The following is a 23,167-nucleotide window of genomic DNA, read 5'->3' as shown; positions in this document are numbered from 1 at the left end:
ACAGGGGGAGGAAGGGCACCGAACATCCGTCGAGGAGTCGGAGATCCGTTGGGGGGAAGGCGGACCGATCGGCGCGGGGGCGAACAGTTGTCAGGTGTCCTGCTCGTGGTGGCGGGCGGTGCGAGATCAACCGAGGCTTGGGAGGGCGACTCGGGGACTCCGCGCCGCCCGTGACTACTGTTCGCGGGTCTACTTGATCCGGGGCGGCGTCCAGCGGCATAGTCGAGTGATCGATGCTGTTGGGGAGCCGCTGTGGACGCAGACAACGCTGCCCCGCTGCGGGTCGACGCAGAAACGGCGATCATCCTGCGCGAGGCGTACCACAAGATCGAGGCGTTGTTCCGGTCCGACCATTACGGCCTGTACGACTACGTGCGGGTGGTCGCCGGGAAGGTGTCGCACGTCGACGCGTTCTTCGTCGGGTTCCTGCAGGGCTCCAGCCGGGTGCGGTACCCGTACGGCTACGACGCCGGCGAGTACGTGAACCCGGACACGCACAACTTCGGCCCGGACGGGCAGACCGCCTGGCTGATCAAGCATCGGCAGACGTACCGGTACGCGTACGACAACGGGGCCGCGCTGCACGCCGGCGTACCGGTCGGGGATCTCGGGCGACGTTCCGCGGACGCGGTCACGGTGCCGATCTTCCGGCCGTCGAAGGACGGGCCGGACCAGCTGTTCGGGATGCTCTCGATGCAGAGCTACACGCCCAGGTCGTACGACGACAACGCGGTGCGGGCGTTCGAGTGGTTGTGCGCCGTGGTGGAGCGGGTGCTGACCCGTGAGGGCGAGGACCGGGAGGCGTTGCGGCTGCTGCCTGCGGGTGACATCGGGCCGAACCTGCTGACGTCGGACCACGTGATGGAGTACCTGACGCACCGGGTCGCGTCGATCCGGGAGATTGCGGCCGAGGCGCTGAGCGAGCCCGATGTGAGTACCGCCGTCCACACGCACCTCGAGCGGATCGTCGACGCCGCGGAGCACATCCAGTCCGAGCTGATCGAGATGCTGATGGAGACCGACGAGGGGCCGGAGCGCCGCTTCAACAGTCTCACCAAGGCGCAGCAGGCGGTCGCCGTACTGCTCACCGACGGCCTCGACAACGACCAGCTCGCCGCGGAACTCGGCGTCAGCCTCAACACCGTCAAGACCCACCTGAGCGCGATCCTCCGCAAGTACGCCTTCCGCTACCGCGCCCAGGTCGCCGACGACGTCCGCAAGTACCTGGCCCGCTAGTAGGAGCGGGCCACGTACGCCGTCAGTCCCGGCTCGTTGTCCTCCACCGGGAGGGTGCCGTCGGAGCGTTGTAGGCAGCGGACGGTGATGCCGGATTCGGCCAGGCGGTCTTCGCCTTCTTCGCCGACGGTATCGTACGGGATGGTGGCCCAGCCGGTGGCGGCCGCCTCTACGGCCTCGTCGATCGTGGTGACCGGGGTGATCCGGGCGGCTTGACGTGCGGTTGCTTCGGCGAGCAGGTGGGCCTGGTCGGCGTCCAGCGCAGCCACGACGGTTGACGTCAGCTCGGTCAGTGCGACGGTGGACCGTTCCGAACGGAGGCGGCGTACGACTGTCGCCGCGCCGGCGGACAGGTCGCGAGGACCGACCTCGACGCGGATCGGGACGCCCTTCAGCTCCCAGTTGACCGCGCGGCGGCCGAACGGCTGGTCGGCGCGGGCGTCCACGGTCACGCGTACTCCGGCCGCGGTCAGGTCGTCGGCGATCGTCTGCGCCGCGGTGATCGCCTCGTCCTTGACGGCGAGTACGACGACCTGCACCGGCGCGACCGCGGGCGGTACGCGGAGGCCGTTGTCGTCGCCGTGCACCATGATCAGCCCGCCGACCATCCGGGTACTACTGCCCCAGGACGTCGTCCACGCGAGCTCGCGCCGCCCCTCGCGGGACAGGTAGCCGATGTCGAACGCACGCGCGAAGTTCTGCCCGAGCTCGTGGGACGTACCCATCTGCAGGGCTTTCCCGTCGCCCGTCATCGCCTCGAGCGTCATCGTGTTGACCGCGCCCGCGAACCGCTCGCGACGGGTCTTCCGGCCGGCGACGACCGGGATCGCGAGGACGCCGACCATCACGTCGCGGTAGACGTCGTACAGGATCCTGGTGGCGTACGCGCGGGCGTCCTCGGCGGACGCGTGCGCCGTATGGCCTTCCTGCCAAAGGAATTCCGTCGTCCGCAGGAACAGCCGGGGGCGGAGCTCCCAGCGGACCACGTTCGCCCACTGGTTCAGCAGCAGTGGGAGGTCGCGGTAGCTCTGGATCCACTTCGCCAGGTATTCGCCGATGACGGTTTCCGAGGTCGGACGGATCACTGCGGGCTCTTCGAGTTGCTTGCCGCCGGCATGCGTCACGACGGCCAGCTCGGGGCTGAAACCTTCGACGTGTTCGGCCTCGCGTTGCAGGTAGCTCTCGGGGATCAGCAGCGGGAAGTACGCGTTCGCCGCACCGGTCGCCTTGATCCGGCGGTTCATTGCCTCCTGCAACAGTTCCCAGATCCCGTACCCGTACGGTCGCACGACCATGGTCCCCCGGATCGGCCCGTTCTCGGCGAGCTCAGCCTTGGCGATCACGTCCTGGAACCATCTGGGGTAGTCCGACGCCTGCGACGCAAGCACGGAACGGGAACCTGTCATGACGGTCAGTGTAGGAAGGTCCCACGACATCGGGCCACGTATTTCCGGGTCGTCAATGTTCACGCGGGAGTGCCCGGGTGTTCACCACCGGGCCGAAAAGTTGGCCCGTATCCCGCTCGGACTTGGAGGACTTCGTGAGAGTACGTCGTGCGCCTGTGATCTCCGCGTGCCTGGCCCTGCTCGGGCTGGCGGTCGGTGTCCCGAACGCTGCCGCCGACCGCGGCCCGGACCCGTACACGTTCGCCGTGATCGGCGACATCCCGTACGGCTCCGCCCAGATCGCCCGGTTCCCGAAGGTGGTCGACCAGATCAACGCGGACAAGCCGGTCAAGCTGGTCACCCATCTCGGCGACATCAAGGACGGCTCGTCGGTGTGCAGCGACGAGTACTTCACCTGGGTGAAGACGCAGTTCGACCGGTTCGCGGATCCGCTGGTCTACACCGTCGGCGACAACGAATGGACCGACTGCCACCGGGTGAACAACGGCGCGTACAACCCGCTGGAGCGGCTGGCGAAGATCCGGCAGGTGTTCTTCCCGCAGCCGGGCCGGACGCTCGGGCAGCACTCGGTGAAGGTCGACAGCCAGGTCGCGCAGGGCATCCCGGAGGACGTCCGGTTCACCCGCGGCGACGTCGCGTTCGCGGCCCCGCACATCGTTGGTAGCAACAACAGTATGGCGCCGTGGACCGGGAAGACCGCGCCGACGCCGGAGCAGGCTGCCGAGGTGCTGAACCGTACGTCGGCCGTCATGCAGAGCATCCACGACACGTTCGCGCAGGCGCGGGCCGACCGGAACAAGGCAGTCGTACTGCTCACGCAGGCCGACATGTTCGACCCGACCGTGACGAACCCGTCGTTCGCGGACTACTACGCGTTCCAGCCGATCGTGCAGGAGATCGCCCGCGAGTCGGCGAACTTCCGTGGCCCGGTGTACCTGTTCAACGGTGACAGCCACGTCTACAACAGCGACAAGCCGCTCGCGGCCGGCTCGAACTGGCTGAGCTTCTACGGCGTGACCGCGCCGGCGGACAACCTGTCGCGGATCACCGTCGACGGCTCGACCAAGGACAACGACTACCTGCGAGTGACGATCGACCCGCGCAACCCGGCCGTACTGAGCTGGGTCCGGGTGCCCTTCACGTCCTGAGACAACAGAAAGGGCGCCCCGGAAAACCAGGGCGCCCTTTCTCGATGGTCAGAGCGAAGCGAGCGCGTCGTTCCAGGTCTTGGACGGGCGCATGACCGCGGCCGCCTTGGCCGGGTCGGGCTGGTAGTAGCCGCCGAGGTCGACCGGGCTGCCCTGGACGGCGAGGAGCTCGTCGACGATCGTCTGCTCGTTGGCGGCCAGCGCCTCCGCGAGCGGGGCGAAGGCCTTGGCGAGGTCGGCGTCGTCGGTCTGCTTGGCCAGTTCCTGCGCCCAGTAGAGCGACAGGTAGAAGTGGCTGCCACGGTTGTCGATGCCACCGACACGGCGGGTCGGGGACTTGTCCTCGTTCAGGAACGTGGCGGTAGCCCGGTCGAGCGTGTCGGCCAGGATCTGCGCCCGGGCGTTCCCGGTCGCCTGGGCCAGGTGCTCGAAGCTCGCGGCCAGCGCGAAGAACTCGCCCAGGCTGTCCCAGCGCAGGTAGTTCTCCTTGACGAGCTGCTGGACGTGCTTCGGCGCCGAGCCGCCCGCGCCGGTCTCGAACAGACCGCCGCCGGCCATCAGCGGGACGACCGACAGCATCTTCGCGCTGGTGCCGAGCTCGAGGATCGGGAACAGGTCGGTCAGGTAGTCGCGCAGTACGTTGCCGGTCACCGAGATCGTGTTCTCGCCGCGGCGGATCCGCTCCAGCGACAGCTTGATCGCGTCCACCGGCGCCAGGATCCGGATGTCCAGGCCCTCGGTGTCGTGCTGGAACAGGTACTCCTGGACCTTGCTGATCAGGTTCGCGTCGTGCGCCCGGGTCTCGTCCAGCCAGAACACTGCCGGGTCGCCGGTGGCCCGGGCCCGGTTGACGGCCAGCTTGACCCAGTCCTGGATCGGAGCGTCCTTGGTCTGGCAGGCGCGGAAGATGTCACCGGCCGACACGGCCTGCTCGAGCACGACGTTGCCCGCCTGGTCGACGAGCCGGACGTTGCCGGTGGTCTGGATCTCGAACGTCTTGTCGTGCGAGCCGTACTCCTCGGCCTTCTGCGCCATCAGGCCGACGTTCGGCACCGAGCCCATGGTGGCCGGGTCGAACGCACCGTTCGCGCGGCAGTCGTCGAGGACCGCCTGGTAGATGCCCGAGTAGCTGTGGTCCGGCAGGACGGCGAGCGTGTCGTGCTCCTGGCCGTCGGGGCCCCACATGTGACCCGACGTACGGATCATGGCCGGCATCGACGCGTCGACGATGACGTCCGACGGGACGTGCAGGTTGGTGATGCCGCGGTCGGAGTCGACCATCGCCAGCGCCGGTCCGGCGGCCAGCTCGGCGTCGAACGACGCCTTGATCTCGGCGCCCTCCGGCAGCGAGGCGATGCCGTTCAGGATGCCGCCGAGTCCGTCGTTCGGGGACAGGCCGGCCTTGGCCAGCACGTCGCCGTACTGTGCGAACGTCTCGGGGAAGAACGCCCGTACGACGTGACCGAAGACGATCGGGTCGGAGACCTTCATCATGGTGGCCTTGAGGTGGACCGAGAACAGCACGTCCTCGGCCTTGGCCCGGGCGACCTGCGCGGTCAGGAACTCGCGCAGTTCCGCGACATGCATCACGGAGGCGTCGACGACCTCGTTCGCGAGCACCGGAACGGACTCGCGGAGGACGGTCGTGGTGCCGTCGTCGCCGACCAGTTCGATCCGCAGCGTACCGTCGGACTCGATCACGGCGGACTTCTCGGTGCTGCGGAAGTCGTCGTGGTCCATCGTTGCGACGTTCGTCTTGGACTCCGGGCTCCACGCGCCCATCCGGTGCGGGTGGGTCTTGGCGTAGTTCTTCACCGAGGCAGGTGCGCGGCGGTCCGAGTTGCCCTCGCGCAGCACCGGGTTCACCGCGGAGCCCTTGATCTTGTCGTACCGGGCCTGGACGTCGCGGTCCTCGTCGGTCTTCGGCTCGTCCGGGTACTCCGGGAGGGCGTAGCCCTGGGACTGCAGCTCGGCGATCGCGGCCTTCAGCTGCGGGACGGACGCCGACACGTTCGGCAGCTTGATGATGTTCGCCTCGGGCTTCAGCGTCAGCGCGCCGAGCTCGGACAGCGCGTCCGCGATCCGCTGGTCTTCCTCCAGGTACTCCGGGAAGACGGCGAGGATGCGGCCCGCGAGTGAGATGTCCCGGGTCTCCACGCCGACACCGGCCTGGCCGGCGTACGCCTGGACGACAGGGAGGAACGAGTACGTGGCGAGCGCCGGAGCCTCGTCGGTGTGGGTGTAGATGATCGTCGAGTCAGTCACGGGCCCACCTTATCCGGCGTACGACGTACTCCATCGTGGCCCGGATCACGCTGGAAGCTCGTCCGGATGCGCCAGCGTGATGCCGGCGGCCACGGTGACCGCGCTGGTGAACGCGAGGGTGTCGATCGGGGACGCGGACGCGACGGTCGCACCGGCCAGCGAGGCGAGGCCCTTCGCGCCGTCCCAGGTGCAGTCGACGAAGACCGCCTTGGCCGCCTTGACCTGGGAGAACTCGACGCCGGACAGGTCGCAGCCGCGGAACACCGCGCCGGTCAGGTCCGCGGAGACGAAGTCGGCGTTCTGCAGGCGGCAGTCCGCGAACTCGGCCCTGACGAACTTCGCGAACCGGAACGAGGCGAAGTCGAGCACGGTGTCGCGGACGGTGACGTGCTGGAAGACCGCGCCGGGGCCGGCGAAACCGATCATCCGGGAGCCGGAGACGGCGACCCGGGTCAGGGCGGCGTCGGCCCAGCGAGAGTTGGCGAGGTCACACTGCGTCAACTCGGCGTCGACCAGGATCAGCTTCTCCAGCTCGGAGCCGGCCAGCTTGCATCGCGTCAGCCGGCACCCGCTGATCTCGACGTGCTCGGCCTCGACGTCGCTCAGGTCCACATCCTCCAGTTGAAGATCGAGCAACCGCGCCTCGTCCTCCAGCTCCTCAGGAACTGCGGAGTCAAGCTGGGCACGGAGGCGCGGCGCGGCAATCTTCACGGCCCCGACCGTAGCGGGGGTCGCCGACAGTCGCGGACGTCAGGCACTCACCACCGGGCTGTTGGGCGCCCGGCTCACGCTCAACCGCCGGGGCGAACAGGCCGCCCGTGCTGGTTGGTGAGTGGTGGCGGTCCGCCAGGCCATCACAATCGCGGGCCGGCCGCGGGCGTGAGCGGGGAGCCGCCGGGGCGCGGTGCATTGTGATGGCGTGGGGATCCGTCACGCGCTGCGGAGGTAGTGGGCGGCGGTGCCGATGAGGGCCGAGTGTTCGGTGTCTTTTGTGGCTGAGGCTCGGAAGGGGAGGGACGAATGGATCAGGTCGAAGGCTCCTGCTATCGAGCCGCCCAGGACTGTGTGGGTGACTCCGAAGCGTTCCAGCCAGGGGGTCAGGGCCTGCGCCAGGTCGGTGAAGCAGGCGGTCAGGACCTCGTGGGCGGTCGTGTCGCCGGCGCGGGCCTGGTCGGCTATTTCTTTGACGCCGGGGGCTGTCCGGGCGGTGGTTTCGGTGTAGCGGCGGAGGATGGCTCGGGCGGAGATTGCGTCCTCGAGGGGCTTTCCGGCGTACGTCGTCTTGTACAGCTCACCTCCGGGCGGAACGGTGTCGCCGTCGCGGACCACCCGGCCGTCGGCGAGGAACGCCGTACCGATGCCGGTGCCGATCGTCACGCCGACACAGCGTTCGACGCCGCGGACCTCGCCCGCGGTCCACTCGCCGACGGCGAACGCCTCCGCGTCGTTCATGAACAGCAGCCGGTCGACACCCAGTTCCTTGCCCAGCGCAGCGCCGAGGTTGAACCCGTACAGCTGGTCGAACTTGCCCTGGTCGCGGTACCACGCGACCCCGGTCGCGAAGTCGAACGGTCCCGGCAGCGCCACCGCCAGACCGTTTGCCAGCGGCAACTTCCGCGCCGCGTCCGCGAGCTGCGCGACCACGTCGTCGGCCGCCGCCTGGGACTCGAGCTTGGCCCGGTCCACCTCGGTCACGTCCCACGTCCCCGGCGCCACCACGGCCGCCGTCACGTGACTTCCCCCGATCTCCAGCACCGCTACATCCATCCGCACATCATCGCAGCAGACATCGGGTGAGTGACCCACCACGGACAGTGAGCAGTGATGGACCGAGGGAACCAGGATGCGCTCCTGTCCGTAGAGTGACAGGAGCGAGGGGATCGAATGCCGACCGAGAGCAGGACCACGTCCGCGGTCGCGGCGCTGAGCGTCGTGGTGGCGGTGATCGGTCATGTGCTCGTCGGGGGCGGTGGTGTACCGCTGGGCGTCGTACCTCCGTTGGCTGCGCTGGCCGGGGTTTGCTGGCTGCTCGGGGAGTACCTGGCTGGCGAGCGACTGCTGACTGGGCTGGTGCTGGGCGCGGTCCAGTTGTTCGTGCACGTCACGCTGGATTCGGCGACCATGCACCACGGCATGTCCATCACGGGCAGCCTGCTGATGACGGCGGCGCATCTCGGCGCCCTGCTCGCGGGGGTCCTCGCGACGAGCCGCGCACACCGGTGGATTCATCGGGTACGGCGTGCCTTCGCGCGACTGATGCCGGAGCTGCCGGTACTACGACCCGTACGAACTCCTGCGACACCTGGCGTCTTCAAGGCGTGGACGCCGACCGGTGATCGGCGCGGTACTAGCGTCACCGAGCGCGGACCACCCGGCGGACGAGTAGCTGCAGCTGTTTGACACCGGCGCTCGGCGCCGGACTACTCGTATGCCTTGAAAGGTTCTCTCATGCCCAAGAGATATGCCCTGCGCGCTGCCGCGATCGCCGCGGCGTCCGTGCTCGTGGCGATCGGCGCCGCGAGCTCGGCGTCGGCGCACGTGACGGTGTCCTCTCCGGACGCCAAGCCTGGTGGATACGCCAAGATCGTGTTCCGGGTGCCGACCGAGTCGGACAACACCAGTACGACGAAGCTGGCCGTCTCGTTGCCCAAGGACCATCCGTTCGCGGAGGTCGGGGCGCAGGTGATGCCCGGGTGGAAGGTGGAGAAGACGGAGGAGAAGCTGCCGGCGCCGGTGAAGGTCGGCGACGTGACGCTGACGAAGGCGATCCTGACCGTGACCTGGACCGCGACCGCGGGCGGGATCCCGCCGAACGACTTCGACGAGTTCGCGTTGTCGGTCGGGAAGCTGCCGGACGGGGTGGACTCGTTGAGCTTCCCGACCGTGCAGACGTACAGCGACGGTGAGGTGGTGAAGTGGACCGACGTCCCGAAGGACGGTGCGCCCGAGCCCGAGCACCCGGCGCCGACGCTGAAGCTGACCGCCGCGGTGACGCCGGTCGCGGCGACCACCTCCGGCGCTACGTCTGACACGTTGGCCCGGTGGCTCGGCGGGGGCGGGTTGCTGGTCGGGCTGCTCGGTCTGGCGTTCGGGCTCCGGCCGCGCCGGCCCGCGACGGCTCCGGCGGCTCCGGCGGCTCCGGCTGTTCCGGCGGACAGGCAATAGCCGTGCGCCGATTGATCGCAGTACTGGCTGTGTCGCTGCTCATGCTGGTGGGTTCCGCCGGCGTGGCGGCGGCGCACGCCAAGCTCGAGTCGATGACGCCCGGCGACGGTACGTCGATGGCCGCGCCGCCGACGAAGGTCGTCCTGACCTTCAACGAGCCGGTCGGTTCGAACGGAACCCAGGTGCAGGTGAACTCGCCCAGCGGCAAGAACGTCGCGAACGGTGACGTCCAGGTCATCGACAACACCGTGACGCAGCCGGTCGGCGCGATGGTCGAGGCCGGCAAGTACACGGTCGAGGCGCGCGTGATCTCGGCGGACGGCCACCCCGTCACGGTCTCGGGTTCGTTCACGGTGACCCACGCCGGCCACCCTGCGGTCGATCCGGGCACCGCGGGCGCGGCGCCGTCCGAGGGCAACAGCAACACCGTGACGATCGTCGCGATGTGTCTGGTGATGCTCGTGGTCGTCGCGCTCGCCGTGGTGATCGTGCGCCGCCGCCCCGCGTCATGAGCGGCGAGCGATCCGCCTCAGGCAGAGGGTTGCCCGTCCGCCTGGTCGTACCGGCGATGGTTGCCGCTGGCATCGTTGTGATGGTGGTCGCGCTGGTGGCCGCCGGCGGTGCGCCGAAGCGTGCCGTCGACGGTCTGCTCGGTGCCGGGCTCGGCATCTCGTGGGCTGTTCCGGTACTGCGGATCCTCGCCGACGGCGCCGCGGTCGCGACCGGTGGTGCGGTGATCGCGGTCCTGCTGTTCCTGCCGGCAGAGGACGGAAAGCTTGGCAGCAAGGCGATCCGCGCCTGCCAGGACGCCGCGCTCGCCGCGGGAGTCTGGGCCGTCGCGAGTATCGGCGGCCTGATCGCGACCGCCACCGTGATCCTCGGCATCCCGCTGTCGCACCTGGCGGAGCATGCCGGACCTGCCGGCCAGATCAGCCAGGTGCGTGCGCTGGCGGTAGCGGTCGTGCTGACCGCCGTACTCGCCGTCGTACTCAGCGGTGCCAAGACGCTGGTCGCCGCGCTGGTCGCCGCATTGCTGACGGTCGCGGCGCTGATCGGTCCGCTCCTCACCGGCCACAGCGCGACCGAGCGGACCAACTTGTTGACGGTCCTCGCCACGATGTCGCTCGTCGTCCACGTCCTCGCCGCGACCGTCTGGGTCGGCGGGCTGCTGGCCGTACTGCGGTACACCCGATCGCGTGAGGCCGTCGAGCTCTTCAGCACGCTCGCGCTCGGGTGCGCCGTGACGATGGGGATCACCGGACTGGTCACCGCCGAGATCCACCTCGACGGGCGGCAGGGCGGGTGGGGGCTGATCACGCAGTGGGTGACGAGCGGGTACGGCGCGCTCGTGTTCGCGAAGACGGTGGCGTTCGCGATCCTCGTGGCGCTCGGCTGGTGGCACCGCCGGACGACCCTGCCCGAACTCGCCACCGGCAGCCCGGCCGCCTTCCGACGCCTCGCCGTGGTCGAGCTGGTGATCATGGCCGGCACGATCGGACTCGCCGTCGCACTTTCGCGCACGCCATGACCCTGTGATGACTCGGTGATATGTCAACTTCTTCGTACACTGGGTGGATGACGGAACCGCGGTGGCTCGACGAGCGGGAGGCGCGACTCTGGGAGTCGTACCGCGCAACGTATCGCGAGCTGATGCGCGCGCTCGAGGCGCGGATGATCGCCAACTCGGGCCTGTCCGGCGCCGACTACGCCCTGCTGTACCCGCTGTCCGAGGCCGAGGACGGCGTACTGCGGACCCGGGACCTCGGCCGTTCCGTCGGCTGGGAACGCAGCCGCCTGTCGCACCAGGTCAGCCGGATGGAGAAGCGCGGCCTGGTCTGCCGTGAGGAGTGCACGTCGGACGCCCGCGGCTCGATGGTCCGCCTGACCGAACTCGGCCGCAAGGCGATCGACGCCGCCGGCCCCGACCACGTCGACGCCGTCCGCAGCTACTTCTTCGACCGCCTCACCCCCGCCGAGCAGACCCAGCTCACCACCCTGCTCGACCGGATCGCCGCCGACCTCCCCACCACCTGCGCCACACCCGACTGCGCGGACTGACCCGTACCGAACAACGGGTAGTGGTGCCCTCTCCCGTCCAGTCGGCGGGAGAGTCGAGCGTGCGAGCCGTGCGGCCCGGGTGACCACGACCCGTTCTTCGGTACGCCCGGACACGCCGTCACGGTGAGCGATCGATTCGCCGTGCCGACAGACTTGTTGCGTCTTGTTCAGATGCGCGCTGGATTTGACAATCGTTTTCACTAAGGTGAGGATGTGGCGCGTGTCCGAGGCGTTGGGTAGGCGTGGGTTCCTGGGGATGGCCGGTGCTGCCGGCCTGGCCGCGATCGCCGGTTGCGGGGTCGACAACGGGACGGCGGTGGGGCCGAAGCAGGGTGGGCGGTTACGGGCGGTGTACGCCGGCGGCGGGGCGAAGGAGGTGCTCGACCCGCATGTGCAGAGCCTGTTCGTGGACATCGCGCGGCACAAGGCGATCTACGAGAAGCTCGTCGAGCTCGGTCCGGATCTGAAGCCGGTCGCGCGGCTCGCCGCCAAGTGGGACCACGACGGTACGGCGACCACCTGGCGGTTCACCTTGCGGGACGCGACGTTCCACGACGGCGCCAAGCTGATCGCCGACGACGTGCTGTACAGCCTGAGCCGGATCGCGGATCCCGCCGTACCGGAACGGGTCGCGCAGTCCTCGCTCGCGACGCTGGATCTGAAGCGCAGCAAGGCGATCGGCCCGTCGACGGTCGAGTTGGTACTGACCCAACCGAACGCCGAGTTCCCCGCACTGCTGGCCGGCATCGGCACGCAGATCGTCCGCAACGGCTTCAAGGATCCGGCGAAACCCGTCGGTACGGGGGCTTTCCGCTACGTCTCGTTCGAGGCGGGCCGTTCGATGGTTGCCTCGCGGTACGCCGACTACTGGGACGAGCCGGCCCGGATCGAGGAGTTGCAGATCCTGTCCGCGGACTCCGAGGCGCGGGCGAATGCCGTACAGGGTGGGCAGGCGGAGTACGCGAACGACATGACCGCGACGTTCGCGCGGATGGCAGGTAAGGCGGTTCAGGTGGTTGCCGCGAAGGCGAGCACGATGCAGGCGTTCGTGATGAAGGTCGACCAGCCGCCGTTCGACAACCCCGACGTACGGCTCGCGTTCAAGCTGCTCGCGGACCGGCAGCGGCTGGTGGACGTCGTACTCGCGGGCCGCGGCGAGGTCGGGAACGACCTGTTCGGCAAGGGATATCAGTACTATCCGGCCGACCTGCCCGCGCCGGAGCGGGACGTGGATCGGGCGAAGTCCCTGCTGGCGAAGGCCGGTCTCGTGGGGCGTGAGGTGGAGATCTTCACCGCGGACGCGTCGGCCGGGTTCGTCGAGGCGGCGACGTTGTTCGCGGAACAGGTCGCGGAGGCCGGGGTACGGCTGAAGGTGACGACCGGCAGCCCGCAGACGTACGCGAAGGACCTGCTGACGAAGGGTGCTATCGGCAACCACCGGTCGGGGGCGATGCCGATCCCGCAGTACATCACCGACCGGTTGTTGTCGCATTCGCCGTTCAACGTGACGCATTGGCGGCGGCCGGCGTTCGACGCCGGGTTCGCGGCCGCGCGGGCGGTCACCGACGAGGCGGAGCGTTCGCGGCGGTACGGCGTACTCCAGAAGACGCTGCGCGACGAGGGCGGGATCCTCGCGTGGGGGCTGCCGGACTACCTGGTGGCGGTGTCGGCGAAGGTGCAGGGCGTGCAGGCGGTGCCGCCGAACACGCTGGACCAGGGCCGGTTCGACAAGGTGTGGCTGGCCTGAATGCGGTCGTACGCCGTCCAGCGGGCGCTGCTCGCGGTGGCTCAGCTCGCCGGGCTGTCGGTGCTGGTGTTCGTGCTGACGTCGTTGCTCCCGGGAGATGCGGCGGAGCTGCGGTTCACCGAGACGCTGACGCCGACGCAGGTCGCCGCGTTGCGTACCGAGCTGGGATTGGATCAGCCTCCCGTCGAGCGATTCGTGCATTGGCTGGGGCACGTCCTGACCGGTGATCTCGGTACGTCGTTGATCAGCGGGGGACCGGTCGCCGGGATCGTACGGAACTCGATCGGGGCGACGCTGGTGCTGACGCTGGCCACCCTCGCGGTCGTCGTACCGCTGGCCGTTGCCCTGGGCATCGTGATGGGTACGCGGGAGAACGGGCGGGTCGACCGTGCGATCACTTCGATCACGCTGGCATTGTCGGCGATTCCGGACTTCGTGATCGCGGTGGTGCTGGTGGCGGTGTTCTCGCTGAAGCTCGGGTGGCTGCCGGCGACGTGGATCGGGAGCAACCTGCTCGCTTCGCCGGCGTTGCTGATTCTTCCGGTGGCTGTGCTGTTCGGGCGGACCGTGTGTCTGTTGTCGCGGCAGGTGCGCGCCGGGACGGTTGCGGCGCTGCATGCGGAGTACATCACGCAGGCCCGTCGGCTCGGGGTGCCGCGGAGGCAGTTGCTGCTCCGGCATGTGTTGCCGAACGCGGCCGTGCCGGGGGTGCAGGAGTTGGCTCGTACTGGTGACACGTTGCTTGGCGGGGTGCTGGTGGTCGAGGCGATCTTTGCGATTCCTGGTTTTGCTACGGCTCTGGTTGACGGTGTGGAGGCGCGCGACGTGCCGGTGGTCCAAGGACTCACTCTTGTGCTGGCCGTTGCGGCTCTGCTGATCAACCTGGCGGCGGACCTCGTCTGCAACCGCCTCGTCCCACGCTCGGAGCTCCTCCGATGAAGCGTGTCGCAGCTGTCTTGGTCTTGGTGCCGCTGGCCATCGCCTTGGTCGGGCCGTTCGTTCCGTACGACGCCCGTGAGGGGTTGCCCTACTCGTCTGCAGGTCTGCTGGGGACGGACGGTTTGGGGCGGGACGTGTTCGGGCTGTTGCTGGTTGGTGGACGGTCTGCGTTGGGGATGGCGCTGGGCGCAGTCGTACTCGCGTACGTCGTCGGCGGGATGGTCGGACTGACGGCGGCGTCGACCCGGTATCGGTGGTTGGACGAGGGTTTGATGCGGCCTCTCGACGTACTGCTGCCGCTGCCTTCGCTGCTGGTGATCAGTGTGGTTGCCGTTGGGTGGCGGGCGTCGGCGTTGGCGATCACGGTGGCCGTGGCGATGGTGAATGTGCCGACCGTGGCTCGCCTGGTCCGGGCGGCTGCGCTGGATGCGGCCAGTGGGCCGGTGGTCGAGGCGCTGCGAATGCAGCGGGAGTCGTGGGTGCGGATCCAGCTCGGGTACGTCGGGCGCTCGGTCCTCGGGCCGGTCGCCGCCGACCTGGGTACCCGGATCACGCTCGCGGTGTTCCTCGTTGCCTCGGTCAACTTCCTCGGCCTCGGCCTGAGCCCGACCGCACCGGACTGGGCGGTCAGCGTGTCCCGCAACCGCGAGGGCCTCCTCCTCCAACCGTGGTCCGTCCTCGCACCGGCCCTGCTGCTCGTCTCCTTCACCCTCGGCTTCAACCTCCTGGCAGACCGTCTCGTACACAGGTCCCGGGCGGCCGCATGAGCCTGGTTCAGGTTGACAAGTTGTCCGCGACCGCGGGTGACGCGGTGCTGGTGGACGGGGTGTCCTTCGAGGTCGTCGCCGGTGAGGTGACTGCGTTGGTGGGGGCCTCGGGCGCCGGGAAGACTACGGCGGCGTTGGCGTTGTTGGGCGAATGCGGGGACGGCGTACGGCTGGAAGGGAACGTGGAGGTTGCGGGAGAAAAGGTTGTCGGCGCCAACGGTGTGACCGGCGTCGACGTACGCGGGCGAGTGGTCGCGTACATGCCGCAGCATCCGGGGAGTGCGCTCAACCCGGCGCGCCGGATCGGTACGACGTTGCGCGAACTCGCCAAGCTCCACGACGGTGACCCGGCCGCAGCGCTCCGGACCGCCCAGCTGCCCACGGAGACCCTGAAACGGTTTCCGCATCAGTTCTCCGGTGGCCAACGGCAACGAATCGCGCTCGCCCAGACCCTCACCTGCCGACCGAGGGTGCTCGTCCTCGACGAACCGAGCACCGGTCTCGACTCGATCACCCGGCTGCGACTCGTGCACGAACTGCGCGAGCTCGCAGCCTCCGGGCTGGGCATCTTGCTGCTCAGTCACGATCTCGACCTGGTTCGCGCGCTCGCCACCCGGGTCGTCGTCCTCGACGCGGGCCGGGTGATCTCCGACGTACTGCCACCAACCGCCGAACCGGCGACGTCGCTGGGAACCTCCGCCACCGGCCAACCGTTGCTGAAGGCAATGAACCTGTCAGCCTCGCTGCGGCCCCGGGGTCGCGACCTAGTCCTGCACGAGGTCGGCCTCGCCGTCCGCGCGGGCAGCTGCCTCGGCGTCGTCGGCCGGTCCGGCAGCGGTAAGACCACGCTCGCCCGGTGCCTGGCCGGCCTGCACGAACGCCACACCGGCACGATCCACCTCGGCGACCACCTGTTGCCCGTACTGCGCAAACGCACCCGCGAGCAGCACCGCCGAGTGCAGTACGTCTGGCAGGAGGTCCGCGGCTCGTTCGACGAGCGCCGTCCCGTCGACCAGCAAGTCGCCCGTACGGCCGAACGCCTGCGCGGACTCACCCCGGAACAGGCCTACGCCGAGGCCGTCGCCACGCTCGCCCGCCTCGGCGTCGCCGGGATCACCGCAGCCCGTCCGCCGAGCCGGATGTCCGGAGGCGAACTCCAGCGTGCCGCCCTCGCCCGGGCAGTCCTCGCGCATCCCGACGTACTGATCTGCGACGAGATCACCACCGCCCTCGACGACCGCGGTACGGCGCTCGTCCTCGATCTGCTCGGCGAGCTGAAGGCCCGCGGTACCGCGCTGATCTGGATCGGCCACGATCTCGGACTGGTCGCCGCCGTCGCCGACGAGGTGCTGGTCCTCGACGCCGGCCACGTGGTCGAACAAGGCCCGCCCGCGACCGTCACGACCGCACCGCAGCATGACCTGACTCGGCAGCTGGTTGCTGCCGCCCACCTGACTCCGCCCGTGTTATCCCTCGACACAAGGAGCGAACCGCGCCGATGACGCGACTGCACGACCACCTGGCGGAGGCGATCAAGGACCCGGACCCGATCCGGGTGGACGACCTGATCTGCCTGCGGTTCGAGACGATGAAGGTGTACTCCGCACTCGGCGCCGTCCGGCATCTCCTGGAGACCGGCAGGGTCAGCCCGGGCGACACGCTGATCGACAGCTCGAGCGGGATCTACGCGCACGCGCTCGCGCTCGCCTGCCACCGGTACGGGATGAAGTGCCACATCGTCGGCTCCACCACGGTCGACCGGACCTTGAAGATCCAGCTCGAGATCCTCGGTGCGACCGTCGAGCAGGTGCCGTCCTCGAACAACCTGCAGCTCGACCAGAACCTCCGGGTCCGCCGGATCGGCGAGATCCTCCGGGACAACCCGTCGTACCACTGGATGCAGCAGTACCACGACGAGATCCACTACCTCGGGTACCGGGCCGTCGCGGACCTGGTCGCGGCGCTGGTGCCGACCGGGCCGCTGTGCCTGGTGGGCGGCGTCGGTACCGGCGCCTCCACCGGAGCGATCGCAGCGTACCTGCGCGACGGCGGGCGGGACGTGAACCTGGTCGGCGTCCAGCCGTTCGGCAGCGTGACGTTCGGGGCGGGGCACACGCAGGATCCGGAGATGATCATCGCCGGCATCGGCAGTTCGATCGAGTTCCGGAACGTTCGGCACGCGCTGTACGACCGGTTGCACTGGGTTACCTTCGAGTACGCGATGTCGGCGGCGGTGGATCTGCTCCGGACGTCCGGCGTCTTCGCGGGGCTGTCGGCGGGGGCGGCGTACCTGTCGGCGTTGTGGGAACACGGTTGCGACCGCGGGCGGAAACACGTCTTCCTGGCCGCGGACACCGGTACCCGGTACGTCGAGTCCGCCTTCGCCCGGCATGCCGAGGCGCGGCCGATGGCCTCGATGCGGCCGCGGGAGATCAACTCGCTGGACGAGCTCGCGGTGCCCTGGTCGGCGATGTCCTGGGACCGCCGGGACTCGGCGCAGTTCCAGCGCGTCGAACTTCCATCTGCGACGCCGTCGCATTAACCTCAGTTCAGTGCAACCCCGAAAGGCCGGCCGCCCATGACCGCAAGCCCAGACCTCTCCAGCTCGGATTCCGCTGCCCGCCCGTCCAGCACATCCGTAGGCCAACTCACCGATTCCGTTCTTGCGCAGGCATTCGGGCCCGCACCGTCAGCCTTCGGCATCACCAGCGCGTTCTGGCTGCACCACACCACTCGTCTGCCGGGCGCCGACGTCACCTACCGCAACTACTACGTCCTGCTCCGGGTCGGAGAGGTCTTCGGCGCCTGCTCGTTCGAGGCCGGCGAGCTCGACCCGGCGTACTGCGCCGACACCTCCGGCCGCACCCTCGCCGACGTCCTCGCATCGAACGATCCGCTTCCGGTGCGCATCGCCGCCCTGGATGCGTACCTGGCCGCGGTGGAGCCGCACCACACGTCGCCGTACGCCGAGGAGATCGTCCTGCCCGCCGGCCCTCCGGACGTTCGCGCGAAAGCCCGGGACGCTGCCGTGGCCGGGCTCCTCGACGTTGCCGAAGGCACCAAGGTCGCCCTGATCGGCGTCGTCAACCCGCTCGTCGACGCGATCACCGCCCGGGGCGGGAGTTGCCTGCCGTGCGACTTCAACCTCCGCGAGACGGCCTCCGGGCTGCCGGTCTCGAAGGACATGACCGAGGTGATCGACGCGGCCGACGCGGTGGTCGCCACCGGGATGACGCTGTCCAACGGCAGCTTCGACGTCCTGCTCAAAAGTTGCCGTGAGCAAGAGAAGCCGCTGGCGATCTACGCCCAGACCGGCAGTGCGGTGGCTCGTGCCTTCCTCGGAAACGGTGTGACCGCGCTTTCCGCCGAACCGTTTCCGTTCTCCCAGTTCAGCTCCCGCCCGAGCAGCCTCTACCGCTACCGGACGGACAGATGAGCACACAGCAACTCACCGCCGAAGTCCCCGGCGACCTCCGGATGGCCCGGCGGTTGTGGCCGTTCCTGCTCGCCTCGACCGTGAGCCTCATTCCGTTCACGGTGTTCGGGATGTACCTGGTGCCGATCTCCGCCGCCGCGGGTGGAAGCGTCGCGGAGATCGGTGGCCTGCGCGGACTCGGTGGTCTCGCCGCCCTCGCGATCGGCGTACTGCTGGCGCCGCTGATGGACCGGGCGCCGCGTGAGCTGGTCGCCGCGGCCGGTCTCGCACTGCTCGGGATCTCGGCGGTATTGGGTGCTGTGGGCAACGTGTTCGCGCTGGCCGCGTTCTGCCTGCTGATCGGCGCCGCAACGTCGATCCTGGCGCCGTCGATCGGCGCCGCGGCGGCGGATCGCTTCCACTCCCCGGCCGCCGCCGGCCGGGCGGCGACGCTGGTGTCGGCGACCACGAGCGCGATGGCCATGCTCGCCGCGCCGGTGCTCGCCGGACCCGGCCTGATCTGGGGCTGGCGCGGCAACCTCCTCGCCGCCGCGGTGATCGCGCTCGTACTGTCGGCCGCCTTCTTCGTCCGCGGACGCGGCCGCACGGCGCCGATCACCGGCAGACAGCGCGTCAGTTATCTGGCGACGTACCGCGAACTCGCCCGCGTTCCGGGTGCCGTACCACTGCTCGCGGTCGGGGCGCTACGGACCGCGGCCTTCATGGGGTACCTCGCCTACCTGGCCGCGTTCTACGACGAGAAGTTCGAGCTCGCGCCGGGCTGGTTCGCGCTGGTCTGGTCGCTCAGCGGGGCCTCGTTCTTCCTCGGCAACCTGCTGACCGGCCGCTACCTCGCCACCGGCCGCGCCCGGACCGAGCGCTTCCTGCTGATCGGCATCACCGTCGCGCTGATCGCCGTCGCCGCGTTCTACTTCTCGCCGTCCCTCCCGCTCACCCTGGTCCTGACCGCGGTGATGGGCGCCAGCCACGCGACGGTCGCCGCCTGCGTCACCACGCTCCTGGTCCGCCGCAGCGGCGAGCTCCGCGGCTCGGCCCTCAGCGTCAACGCCGCCGGCATGAGCCTCGGTACGTTCGTCGGCGCCGCGATCGGCGGTCTCGGCCTGGCCCTGGGCGGCTACCCCGGTACGGCGATCACCTTCGCCGGACTGACCCTCGTCGCCACCGGGTGTGCCCTGAAGATTCAGCGCGACTAAGGGTCCGGATCCGGGCGTTACCGGACTCCGCACCGAGCCGTTCTCGATATATCGTTCGGGGTTATGGAGAACCTGCCCGACCGCCCGCATCCGCACGCGCATCTGCGGGCGTCCGACATCGATCGTGACCAGGTCGTCGACGTACTGCGGGAGGCCCTGATGTCGGGCCGGTTGACGCAGGACGAGCACGCCGACCGGCTGGAGCAGACGCTGCAGGCCAAGACCCTCGGCGAACTCGAGCCGATCACCCGGGACCTGGTCGTCCCGGGGCAGCCGGCGCCGATCGCCGCGGCGGTCCCGTCCACGTCGACCAGCCTGGTGCCGATCGAGGAGCCGGCCGATCCGAGCGCCAGTGTCGACAACCTGGTCGCGATCTTCGGCGGCGGCGAGCGGAAGGGCCGCTGGCGGGTGAAGCGCCGGACCAACGCACTCGCGGTGTTCGGCGGCCACGACCTGGACATGACCGACGCGGTGTTCGAGGGCCGTGAGGTGACGATCAACGCGGTCGCGGTGTTCGGCGGGATCGACATCACCGTCCCCGAAGGCGTGACCGTGCGGAACGAGGGCATCGGCATCTTCGGCGGGTTCGCCGCGCAGGGTTCGGCCGACCCGGACCCGAACGCGCCGACCGTCGTGATCAAGGGCCTGGCCCTGTTCGGCGGCGTCGGCGGCCAGTCCTCGGCCAAGCGCCACGGCAAGAAGAACAAGAAGCTGCACTGAACTAATGCGGGTGCGGTCCGCAGGCACGTCCTCGTAGCCTGCAGGCATGGCTGACTTCGTTCCCGCCGACTTCGACGTACCCCGTGAGCTCGTCACCCCGCGATTCCGACTGGAACCGCTGGGCCCGGAGCACAACGCGCCCGACTACGCCGCCTGGACCAGCAGCATCGAGCACATCCGCTCCACACCGGGGTTCGGCGGCAGCTGGCCGCCGGTCGACGGGATGTCGACGGAGGCCAACCTCGGTGACCTGCGGCGGCACGCGGACGACTTCGCCGCGCGGCGCGGGTTCACGTACACGGTGATCGAGACGGGCGGCGACGTGATCGGCTGCGTGTACATCTACCCGTCGCGCAAGGACCCAGGCATCACCGACGTACGGTCCTGGGTCAGCGCGGACAGGGCCTCGCTGGACGTCGAGCTGTACGACGCGGTGTCCGACTGGCTCGCGACGCGCTGGCCGTTCGCGAGCGTCGACTACGCGGTCAGATCCAGGACTTGAACCACATCCGGCTGAGCCAGTCCTCGTGTGGGAGGACCTTGTCGGTCAGGATCGGCCAGATGTAGGCGAAGTTCAGTACGACGAGGACGACGAACGCGCCCACCACCGCGCTGCCGATCAGCCGCCGCGGGGTCGCCGTCCGCAGTGCTTCGCGCGCCGGGCCGAGGACCTTGCCGAGGGTCAGCGCCAGCGCCATCACCGTGAACGGGATCATCGTGACCGCATAGAAGAAGAAGATCGGTCTCTGGTCGTACGCGAACCACGGCACCCAGCACGTCACGAACCCGACGATCGGGATACCGAACCGCCAGTCGCGCGTACTGATCCACAACACCAGCGCGGCGATCAGCGCGAGCGCACCGCCCCACCACAGCAGCGGCGTACCGAGGGCGGAGATCACCTGCAGACAGGTGTCGCCGGCGGGCGCGTTGCAGCCCGGCGTACCCGGCTTGATGTCGTTGACCGCGTCGAAGCCGATCGGCCGGGCGATGATCGGCCAGCCCGCGGGGTTCGACTGGTACGGGTGGGTGGCGTGCTTGATGTAGTCGCCGGTGTGGAACGCGTAGACCTCTTTGTGGTACTCGAGCAGGGACCGGAAGTCGTCCGGCACCAGCTTCATCACGCCGTGCGCCGGGTTGCTCGCCGCCCAGTTGTGGTCGTAGGAGTTGTCGTGCAGCAGCCAGCCGGTCCAGGTCGCGGTGTAGGTGACGACGGCGACCAGGATCAGGCTGAGAAACGCGGGGATGCCGTCCACCAGCGCGGACTTCACGAACGCGAACCGGACGCCGAGCGAGCGGCGGGCACCGTAGTCCCAGGCGAACACCAGGATGCCGAACGCGGCCAGCGTCCAGACCGCGGACCACTTGGTGCCGAGCGCGAGGCCGAAGCAGACACCGGCGGCGATCCGCCACGGGCGGACCAGCAGCCAGCGGCCGATGGTCCGGCGTTCGCCGTCCTCGAGCGGCTTGTCCAGCGTTTCGGCGTGCCGGCGGCGGGTCCAGTCCCGGTCGCAGACCAGGCAGGAGACCGCCGCGACCAGCCAGAACGCGAGGAAGATGTCGAGCAGCGCGACCCGGGACATGACGAAGTGCAGGCCGTCGACCGCGAGCAGCAGGCCGGCGATGGCGCCGATCAGGGTCGAGCGGGTCATCCGGCGTACGGTCCGGATCAGCAGCAGCACCGTCAGCGTGCCGAACAGCGCCGGCATGAACCGCCAGCCGAACGTGTTCATCCCGAACAGCTGCTCACCGGCCGCAATCATCCACTTGCCGACCTCGGGGTGCACGGTCAGGCTCGGGGTGTCCTTGAAGACGTCCAGGTTGCCGGCCAGGATCGCCTTGTCGGCGGCCCCCTCCGGCTGGTCGATGAACTGCCGCGCGTACCCGAACTTGAGCAGGCTGAACGCGTCCTTGGCGTAGTACGTCTCGTCGAAGACGAACTTCACCGGCGTACTCAGGTGCCAGAACCGCAGGATGCCGGCCACCAGCGTGATCGCCAGCGTCGCGATCCAGCCACCGTCGAAGTCCCGCGGCATCGCCGGGTACAACCGCTCCTTGAGCGGCGGCAGCCGCCTACCGAGCACGTCGCGCCCGAGCAGTTCCCGCTCGTCATCCGCCTCGCCCCGCCGGACAGTCCCGTCCTCGATCACAGCAGCCACGCCGCCATGCTACGGACCCGCTGGTCCGCCCGCCTCCCCGTGTCGGCCGGAACGGCTGGGATGATGAGTGGATGACCGGGCGATTGGTGTTGGCGGGGACGCCTATTGGGGATGTTTCGGACGCCTCTGCTCGGCTGGGGCGGGTGCTGGCCGAGGCGGACGTGGTGGCGGCGGAGGATACGCGGCGGTTGCGGCGGTTGACGGCTGAGTTGGGGATTCAGCTGGGCGGGCGCGTGGTGTCGTACTTCGAGGGGAACGAGCGGGAGCGGACGCCGGAGCTGCTGCGGGCGCTCGTCGACGGGCAGACCGTGGTGGTGGTGACGGATGCGGGGATGCCGAGCGTGTCGGATCCGGGGTACCGGTTGGTCGCGGCGGCGATCGAGGCCGAGGTGGTCGTGACCGCAGTACCGGGGCCGTCGGCCGTGCTGACCGCGCTCGCGCTGAGCGGGCTGCCGGTGGACCGGTTCACGTTCGAGGGGTTCCTGCCGCGGAAGCCGGGGGAGCGGGGGCGGCGGCTCGCGGAGCTGGCGGACGAGCCGCGGACGATGGTGTTCTTCGAGGCGCCGCATCGGCTCACCCAGTCCTTGGAGGCGATGGCGGAGGCTTTTGGGGCGGATCGTCGTACGGCCGTGTGCCGGGAGCTCACCAAGACGTATGAAGAGGTCAAACGGGGGCCTCTTGATGACCTTGTGCTGTGGTCGAAGGAGGGGGTGCGCGGGGAGATCACCGTCGTGGTGGCGGGGGCGGATCCGGAGCGGGTGATGACTGCCGAGGATCTGGCGCGTGAGGTTGCGGTGGACGAGGAGGCGGGTACGCCGCGTAAGCAGGCGATCGCGGACGTCGCGAAGCGGTTCAACGTACCGAAACGGACCGTGTACGACGCCGTACTGGCCGCGCGAAAATCCACTTAACCGGGGCACTACTCTTT

General features: G+C 69.2%; 22 protein-coding genes. 17 read left to right on the top strand and 5 right to left on the bottom strand.

Annotated elements, in window-relative coordinates; genetic code table 11:
• Positions 1 to 252 precede the first annotated feature (252 nt).
• On the top strand, positions 253 to 1,236 hold the full coding sequence (locus ACFYRU_RS03580) for a LuxR C-terminal-related transcriptional regulator (protein ID WP_387652564.1): 984 nt from the start codon (positions 253 to 255) through the stop codon (positions 1,234 to 1,236).
• Here ACFYRU_RS03580 and proS read toward each other — a convergent pair.
• Positions 1,233 to 2,642, bottom strand: a complete 1,410-nt coding sequence (gene proS, locus ACFYRU_RS03575; RefSeq protein ID WP_387652562.1) for a proline--tRNA ligase — start codon at positions 2,640 to 2,642, stop codon at positions 1,233 to 1,235. The genes ACFYRU_RS03580 and proS overlap by 4 nt on opposite strands.
• Before the next feature lie 134 nt (positions 2,643 to 2,776).
• Between proS and ACFYRU_RS03570 the strand changes: the two genes are divergently transcribed.
• Positions 2,777 to 3,790 (top strand): metallophosphoesterase, encoded by a 1,014-nt coding sequence (locus ACFYRU_RS03570; protein WP_387652560.1) that lies wholly within the window; start codon positions 2,777 to 2,779, stop codon positions 3,788 to 3,790.
• Positions 3,791 to 3,838: 48 nt separating this feature from the next.
• Here the strand turns inward: ACFYRU_RS03570 and ACFYRU_RS03565 are convergent, their stop codons facing one another.
• From ACFYRU_RS03565 to ACFYRU_RS03555, 3 genes are all read right to left on the bottom strand, one after another.
• Positions 3,839 to 6,055 carry an NADP-dependent isocitrate dehydrogenase gene (locus ACFYRU_RS03565; RefSeq protein WP_387652558.1) on the bottom strand — a complete coding sequence of 739 codons (2,217 nt, stop codon included), beginning with the start codon at positions 6,053 to 6,055 and terminating at the stop codon, positions 3,839 to 3,841.
• Between the two features lie 45 nt (positions 6,056 to 6,100).
• Positions 6,101 to 6,766, bottom strand: a complete 666-nt coding sequence (locus tag ACFYRU_RS03560) for a pentapeptide repeat-containing protein (protein WP_387652556.1) — start codon at positions 6,764 to 6,766, stop codon at positions 6,101 to 6,103.
• A 219-nt stretch (positions 6,767 to 6,985) separates the two neighbouring features.
• Positions 6,986 to 7,822 (bottom strand): ROK family protein, encoded by an 837-nt coding sequence (locus ACFYRU_RS03555; RefSeq protein WP_387652555.1) that lies wholly within the window; start codon positions 7,820 to 7,822, stop codon positions 6,986 to 6,988.
• Positions 7,823 to 7,939: 117 nt separating this feature from the next.
• On the opposite strand from ACFYRU_RS03555, the gene ACFYRU_RS03550 reads away from it, so the two are divergent.
• The 14 genes from ACFYRU_RS03550 (at position 7,940) to ACFYRU_RS03485 (ending at position 20,582) form a co-directional block, all read left to right on the top strand.
• Positions 7,940 to 8,455, top strand: a complete 516-nt coding sequence (locus ACFYRU_RS03550; protein WP_387652554.1) for a hypothetical protein — start codon at positions 7,940 to 7,942, stop codon at positions 8,453 to 8,455.
• Positions 8,456 to 8,503: 48 nt separating this feature from the next.
• Positions 8,504 to 9,220 carry a YcnI family protein gene (locus ACFYRU_RS03545; protein WP_387652552.1) on the top strand — a complete coding sequence of 239 codons (717 nt, stop codon included), beginning with the start codon at positions 8,504 to 8,506 and terminating at the stop codon, positions 9,218 to 9,220.
• A 2-nt stretch (positions 9,221 to 9,222) separates the two neighbouring features.
• Complete coding sequence (locus tag ACFYRU_RS03540) at positions 9,223 to 9,732, top strand: copper resistance protein CopC (RefSeq protein WP_387652550.1); 510 nt, start codon at positions 9,223 to 9,225, stop codon at positions 9,730 to 9,732.
• Between the two features lie 29 nt (positions 9,733 to 9,761).
• On the top strand, positions 9,762 to 10,748 hold the full coding sequence (locus ACFYRU_RS03535; RefSeq protein WP_387652548.1) for a CopD family protein: 987 nt from the start codon (positions 9,762 to 9,764) through the stop codon (positions 10,746 to 10,748).
• A 47-nt stretch (positions 10,749 to 10,795) separates the two neighbouring features.
• The gene (locus ACFYRU_RS03530) at positions 10,796 to 11,278 is read left to right on the top strand and encodes a MarR family winged helix-turn-helix transcriptional regulator (protein ID WP_387652546.1); all 483 of its coding nucleotides are present in this window, start codon (positions 10,796 to 10,798) and stop codon (positions 11,276 to 11,278) included.
• 220 nt (positions 11,279 to 11,498) lie between these two features.
• Positions 11,499 to 13,025: an ABC transporter substrate-binding protein gene (locus tag ACFYRU_RS03525; RefSeq protein ID WP_387652544.1), complete on the top strand. Its 1,527-nt coding sequence runs from the start codon at positions 11,499 to 11,501 to the stop codon at positions 13,023 to 13,025.
• Positions 13,026 to 13,964, top strand: a complete 939-nt coding sequence (locus tag ACFYRU_RS03520) for an ABC transporter permease (RefSeq protein WP_387652542.1) — start codon at positions 13,026 to 13,028, stop codon at positions 13,962 to 13,964. It begins immediately after the preceding gene.
• A complete protein-coding gene (locus tag ACFYRU_RS03515) occupies positions 13,961 to 14,731 on the top strand; it encodes an ABC transporter permease (RefSeq protein ID WP_387652540.1) in 771 nt (256 codons plus the stop codon). The genes ACFYRU_RS03520 and ACFYRU_RS03515 overlap by 4 nt, the downstream gene beginning before the upstream one ends.
• Positions 14,728 to 16,233: an ABC transporter ATP-binding protein gene (locus ACFYRU_RS03510; RefSeq protein ID WP_387652538.1), complete on the top strand. Its 1,506-nt coding sequence runs from the start codon at positions 14,728 to 14,730 to the stop codon at positions 16,231 to 16,233. Before ACFYRU_RS03515 ends, ACFYRU_RS03510 begins: the two co-directional genes overlap by 4 nt.
• Complete coding sequence (locus tag ACFYRU_RS03505; protein ID WP_387652536.1) at positions 16,230 to 17,273, top strand: pyridoxal-phosphate dependent enzyme; 1,044 nt, start codon at positions 16,230 to 16,232, stop codon at positions 17,271 to 17,273. Before ACFYRU_RS03510 ends, ACFYRU_RS03505 begins: the two co-directional genes overlap by 4 nt.
• 36 nt (positions 17,274 to 17,309) lie before the next feature.
• Complete coding sequence (locus ACFYRU_RS03500) at positions 17,310 to 18,167, top strand: Rossmann-like domain-containing protein (protein ID WP_387652535.1); 858 nt, start codon at positions 17,310 to 17,312, stop codon at positions 18,165 to 18,167.
• Positions 18,164 to 19,360 carry an MFS transporter gene (locus tag ACFYRU_RS03495; RefSeq protein WP_387652533.1) on the top strand — a complete coding sequence of 399 codons (1,197 nt, stop codon included), beginning with the start codon at positions 18,164 to 18,166 and terminating at the stop codon, positions 19,358 to 19,360. Before ACFYRU_RS03500 ends, ACFYRU_RS03495 begins: the two co-directional genes overlap by 4 nt.
• Positions 19,361 to 19,423: 63 nt before the next feature.
• The gene (locus ACFYRU_RS03490; protein ID WP_387652531.1) at positions 19,424 to 20,080 is read left to right on the top strand and encodes a DUF1707 domain-containing protein; all 657 of its coding nucleotides are present in this window, start codon (positions 19,424 to 19,426) and stop codon (positions 20,078 to 20,080) included.
• A gap of 46 nt (positions 20,081 to 20,126) precedes the next feature.
• Positions 20,127 to 20,582, top strand: a complete 456-nt coding sequence (locus ACFYRU_RS03485; protein ID WP_387652530.1) for a GNAT family N-acetyltransferase — start codon at positions 20,127 to 20,129, stop codon at positions 20,580 to 20,582.
• Here the strand turns inward: ACFYRU_RS03485 and ACFYRU_RS03480 are convergent.
• On the bottom strand, positions 20,566 to 22,116 hold the full coding sequence (locus ACFYRU_RS03480) for a dolichyl-phosphate-mannose--protein mannosyltransferase (protein ID WP_387658001.1): 1,551 nt from the start codon (positions 22,114 to 22,116) through the stop codon (positions 20,566 to 20,568). The two genes, ACFYRU_RS03485 and ACFYRU_RS03480, sit on opposite strands and share 17 nt — an antisense overlap.
• 194 nt (positions 22,117 to 22,310) lie before the next feature.
• Between ACFYRU_RS03480 and rsmI the strand changes: the two genes are divergently transcribed.
• On the top strand, positions 22,311 to 23,150 hold the full coding sequence (rsmI, locus tag ACFYRU_RS03475) for a 16S rRNA (cytidine(1402)-2'-O)-methyltransferase (RefSeq protein WP_387652528.1): 840 nt from the start codon (positions 22,311 to 22,313) through the stop codon (positions 23,148 to 23,150).
• Positions 23,151 to 23,167: the final 17 nt, after the last annotated feature.

Origin of the sequence: Kribbella sp. NPDC004536, from assembly GCF_042873835.1 — a bacterium.
GTDB lineage: Bacteria > Actinomycetota > Actinomycetes > Propionibacteriales > Kribbellaceae > Kribbella.
This window is presented reverse-complemented; position numbering and strand designations above follow the sequence as displayed.

Coding starts and splice junctions, on each gene's coding strand:
- proS (WP_387652562.1), bottom strand. CDS start 2,642: ATGACAGGTTCCCGTTCCGTGCTTGCGTCGCAGGCGTCGGACTACCCC.
- ACFYRU_RS03555 (WP_387652555.1), bottom strand. CDS start 7,822: ATGGATGTAGCGGTGCTGGAGATCGGGGGAAGTCACGTGACGGCGGCC.
- ACFYRU_RS03550 (WP_387652554.1), top strand. CDS start 7,940: ATGCCGACCGAGAGCAGGACCACGTCCGCGGTCGCGGCGCTGAGCGTC.
- ACFYRU_RS03545 (WP_387652552.1), top strand. CDS start 8,504: ATGCCCAAGAGATATGCCCTGCGCGCTGCCGCGATCGCCGCGGCGTCC.
- ACFYRU_RS03530 (WP_387652546.1), top strand. CDS start 10,796: ATGACGGAACCGCGGTGGCTCGACGAGCGGGAGGCGCGACTCTGGGAG.
- ACFYRU_RS03520 (WP_387652542.1), top strand. CDS start 13,026: ATGCGGTCGTACGCCGTCCAGCGGGCGCTGCTCGCGGTGGCTCAGCTC.
- ACFYRU_RS03515 (WP_387652540.1), top strand. CDS start 13,961: ATGAAGCGTGTCGCAGCTGTCTTGGTCTTGGTGCCGCTGGCCATCGCC.
- ACFYRU_RS03510 (WP_387652538.1), top strand. CDS start 14,728: ATGAGCCTGGTTCAGGTTGACAAGTTGTCCGCGACCGCGGGTGACGCG.
- ACFYRU_RS03505 (WP_387652536.1), top strand. CDS start 16,230: ATGACGCGACTGCACGACCACCTGGCGGAGGCGATCAAGGACCCGGAC.
- ACFYRU_RS03500 (WP_387652535.1), top strand. CDS start 17,310: ATGACCGCAAGCCCAGACCTCTCCAGCTCGGATTCCGCTGCCCGCCCG.
- ACFYRU_RS03495 (WP_387652533.1), top strand. CDS start 18,164: ATGAGCACACAGCAACTCACCGCCGAAGTCCCCGGCGACCTCCGGATG.
- ACFYRU_RS03490 (WP_387652531.1), top strand. CDS start 19,424: ATGGAGAACCTGCCCGACCGCCCGCATCCGCACGCGCATCTGCGGGCG.
- ACFYRU_RS03485 (WP_387652530.1), top strand. CDS start 20,127: ATGGCTGACTTCGTTCCCGCCGACTTCGACGTACCCCGTGAGCTCGTC.
- ACFYRU_RS03480 (WP_387658001.1), bottom strand. CDS start 22,116: ATGCCGCGGGACTTCGACGGTGGCTGGATCGCGACGCTGGCGATCACG.
- rsmI (WP_387652528.1), top strand. CDS start 22,311: ATGACCGGGCGATTGGTGTTGGCGGGGACGCCTATTGGGGATGTTTCG.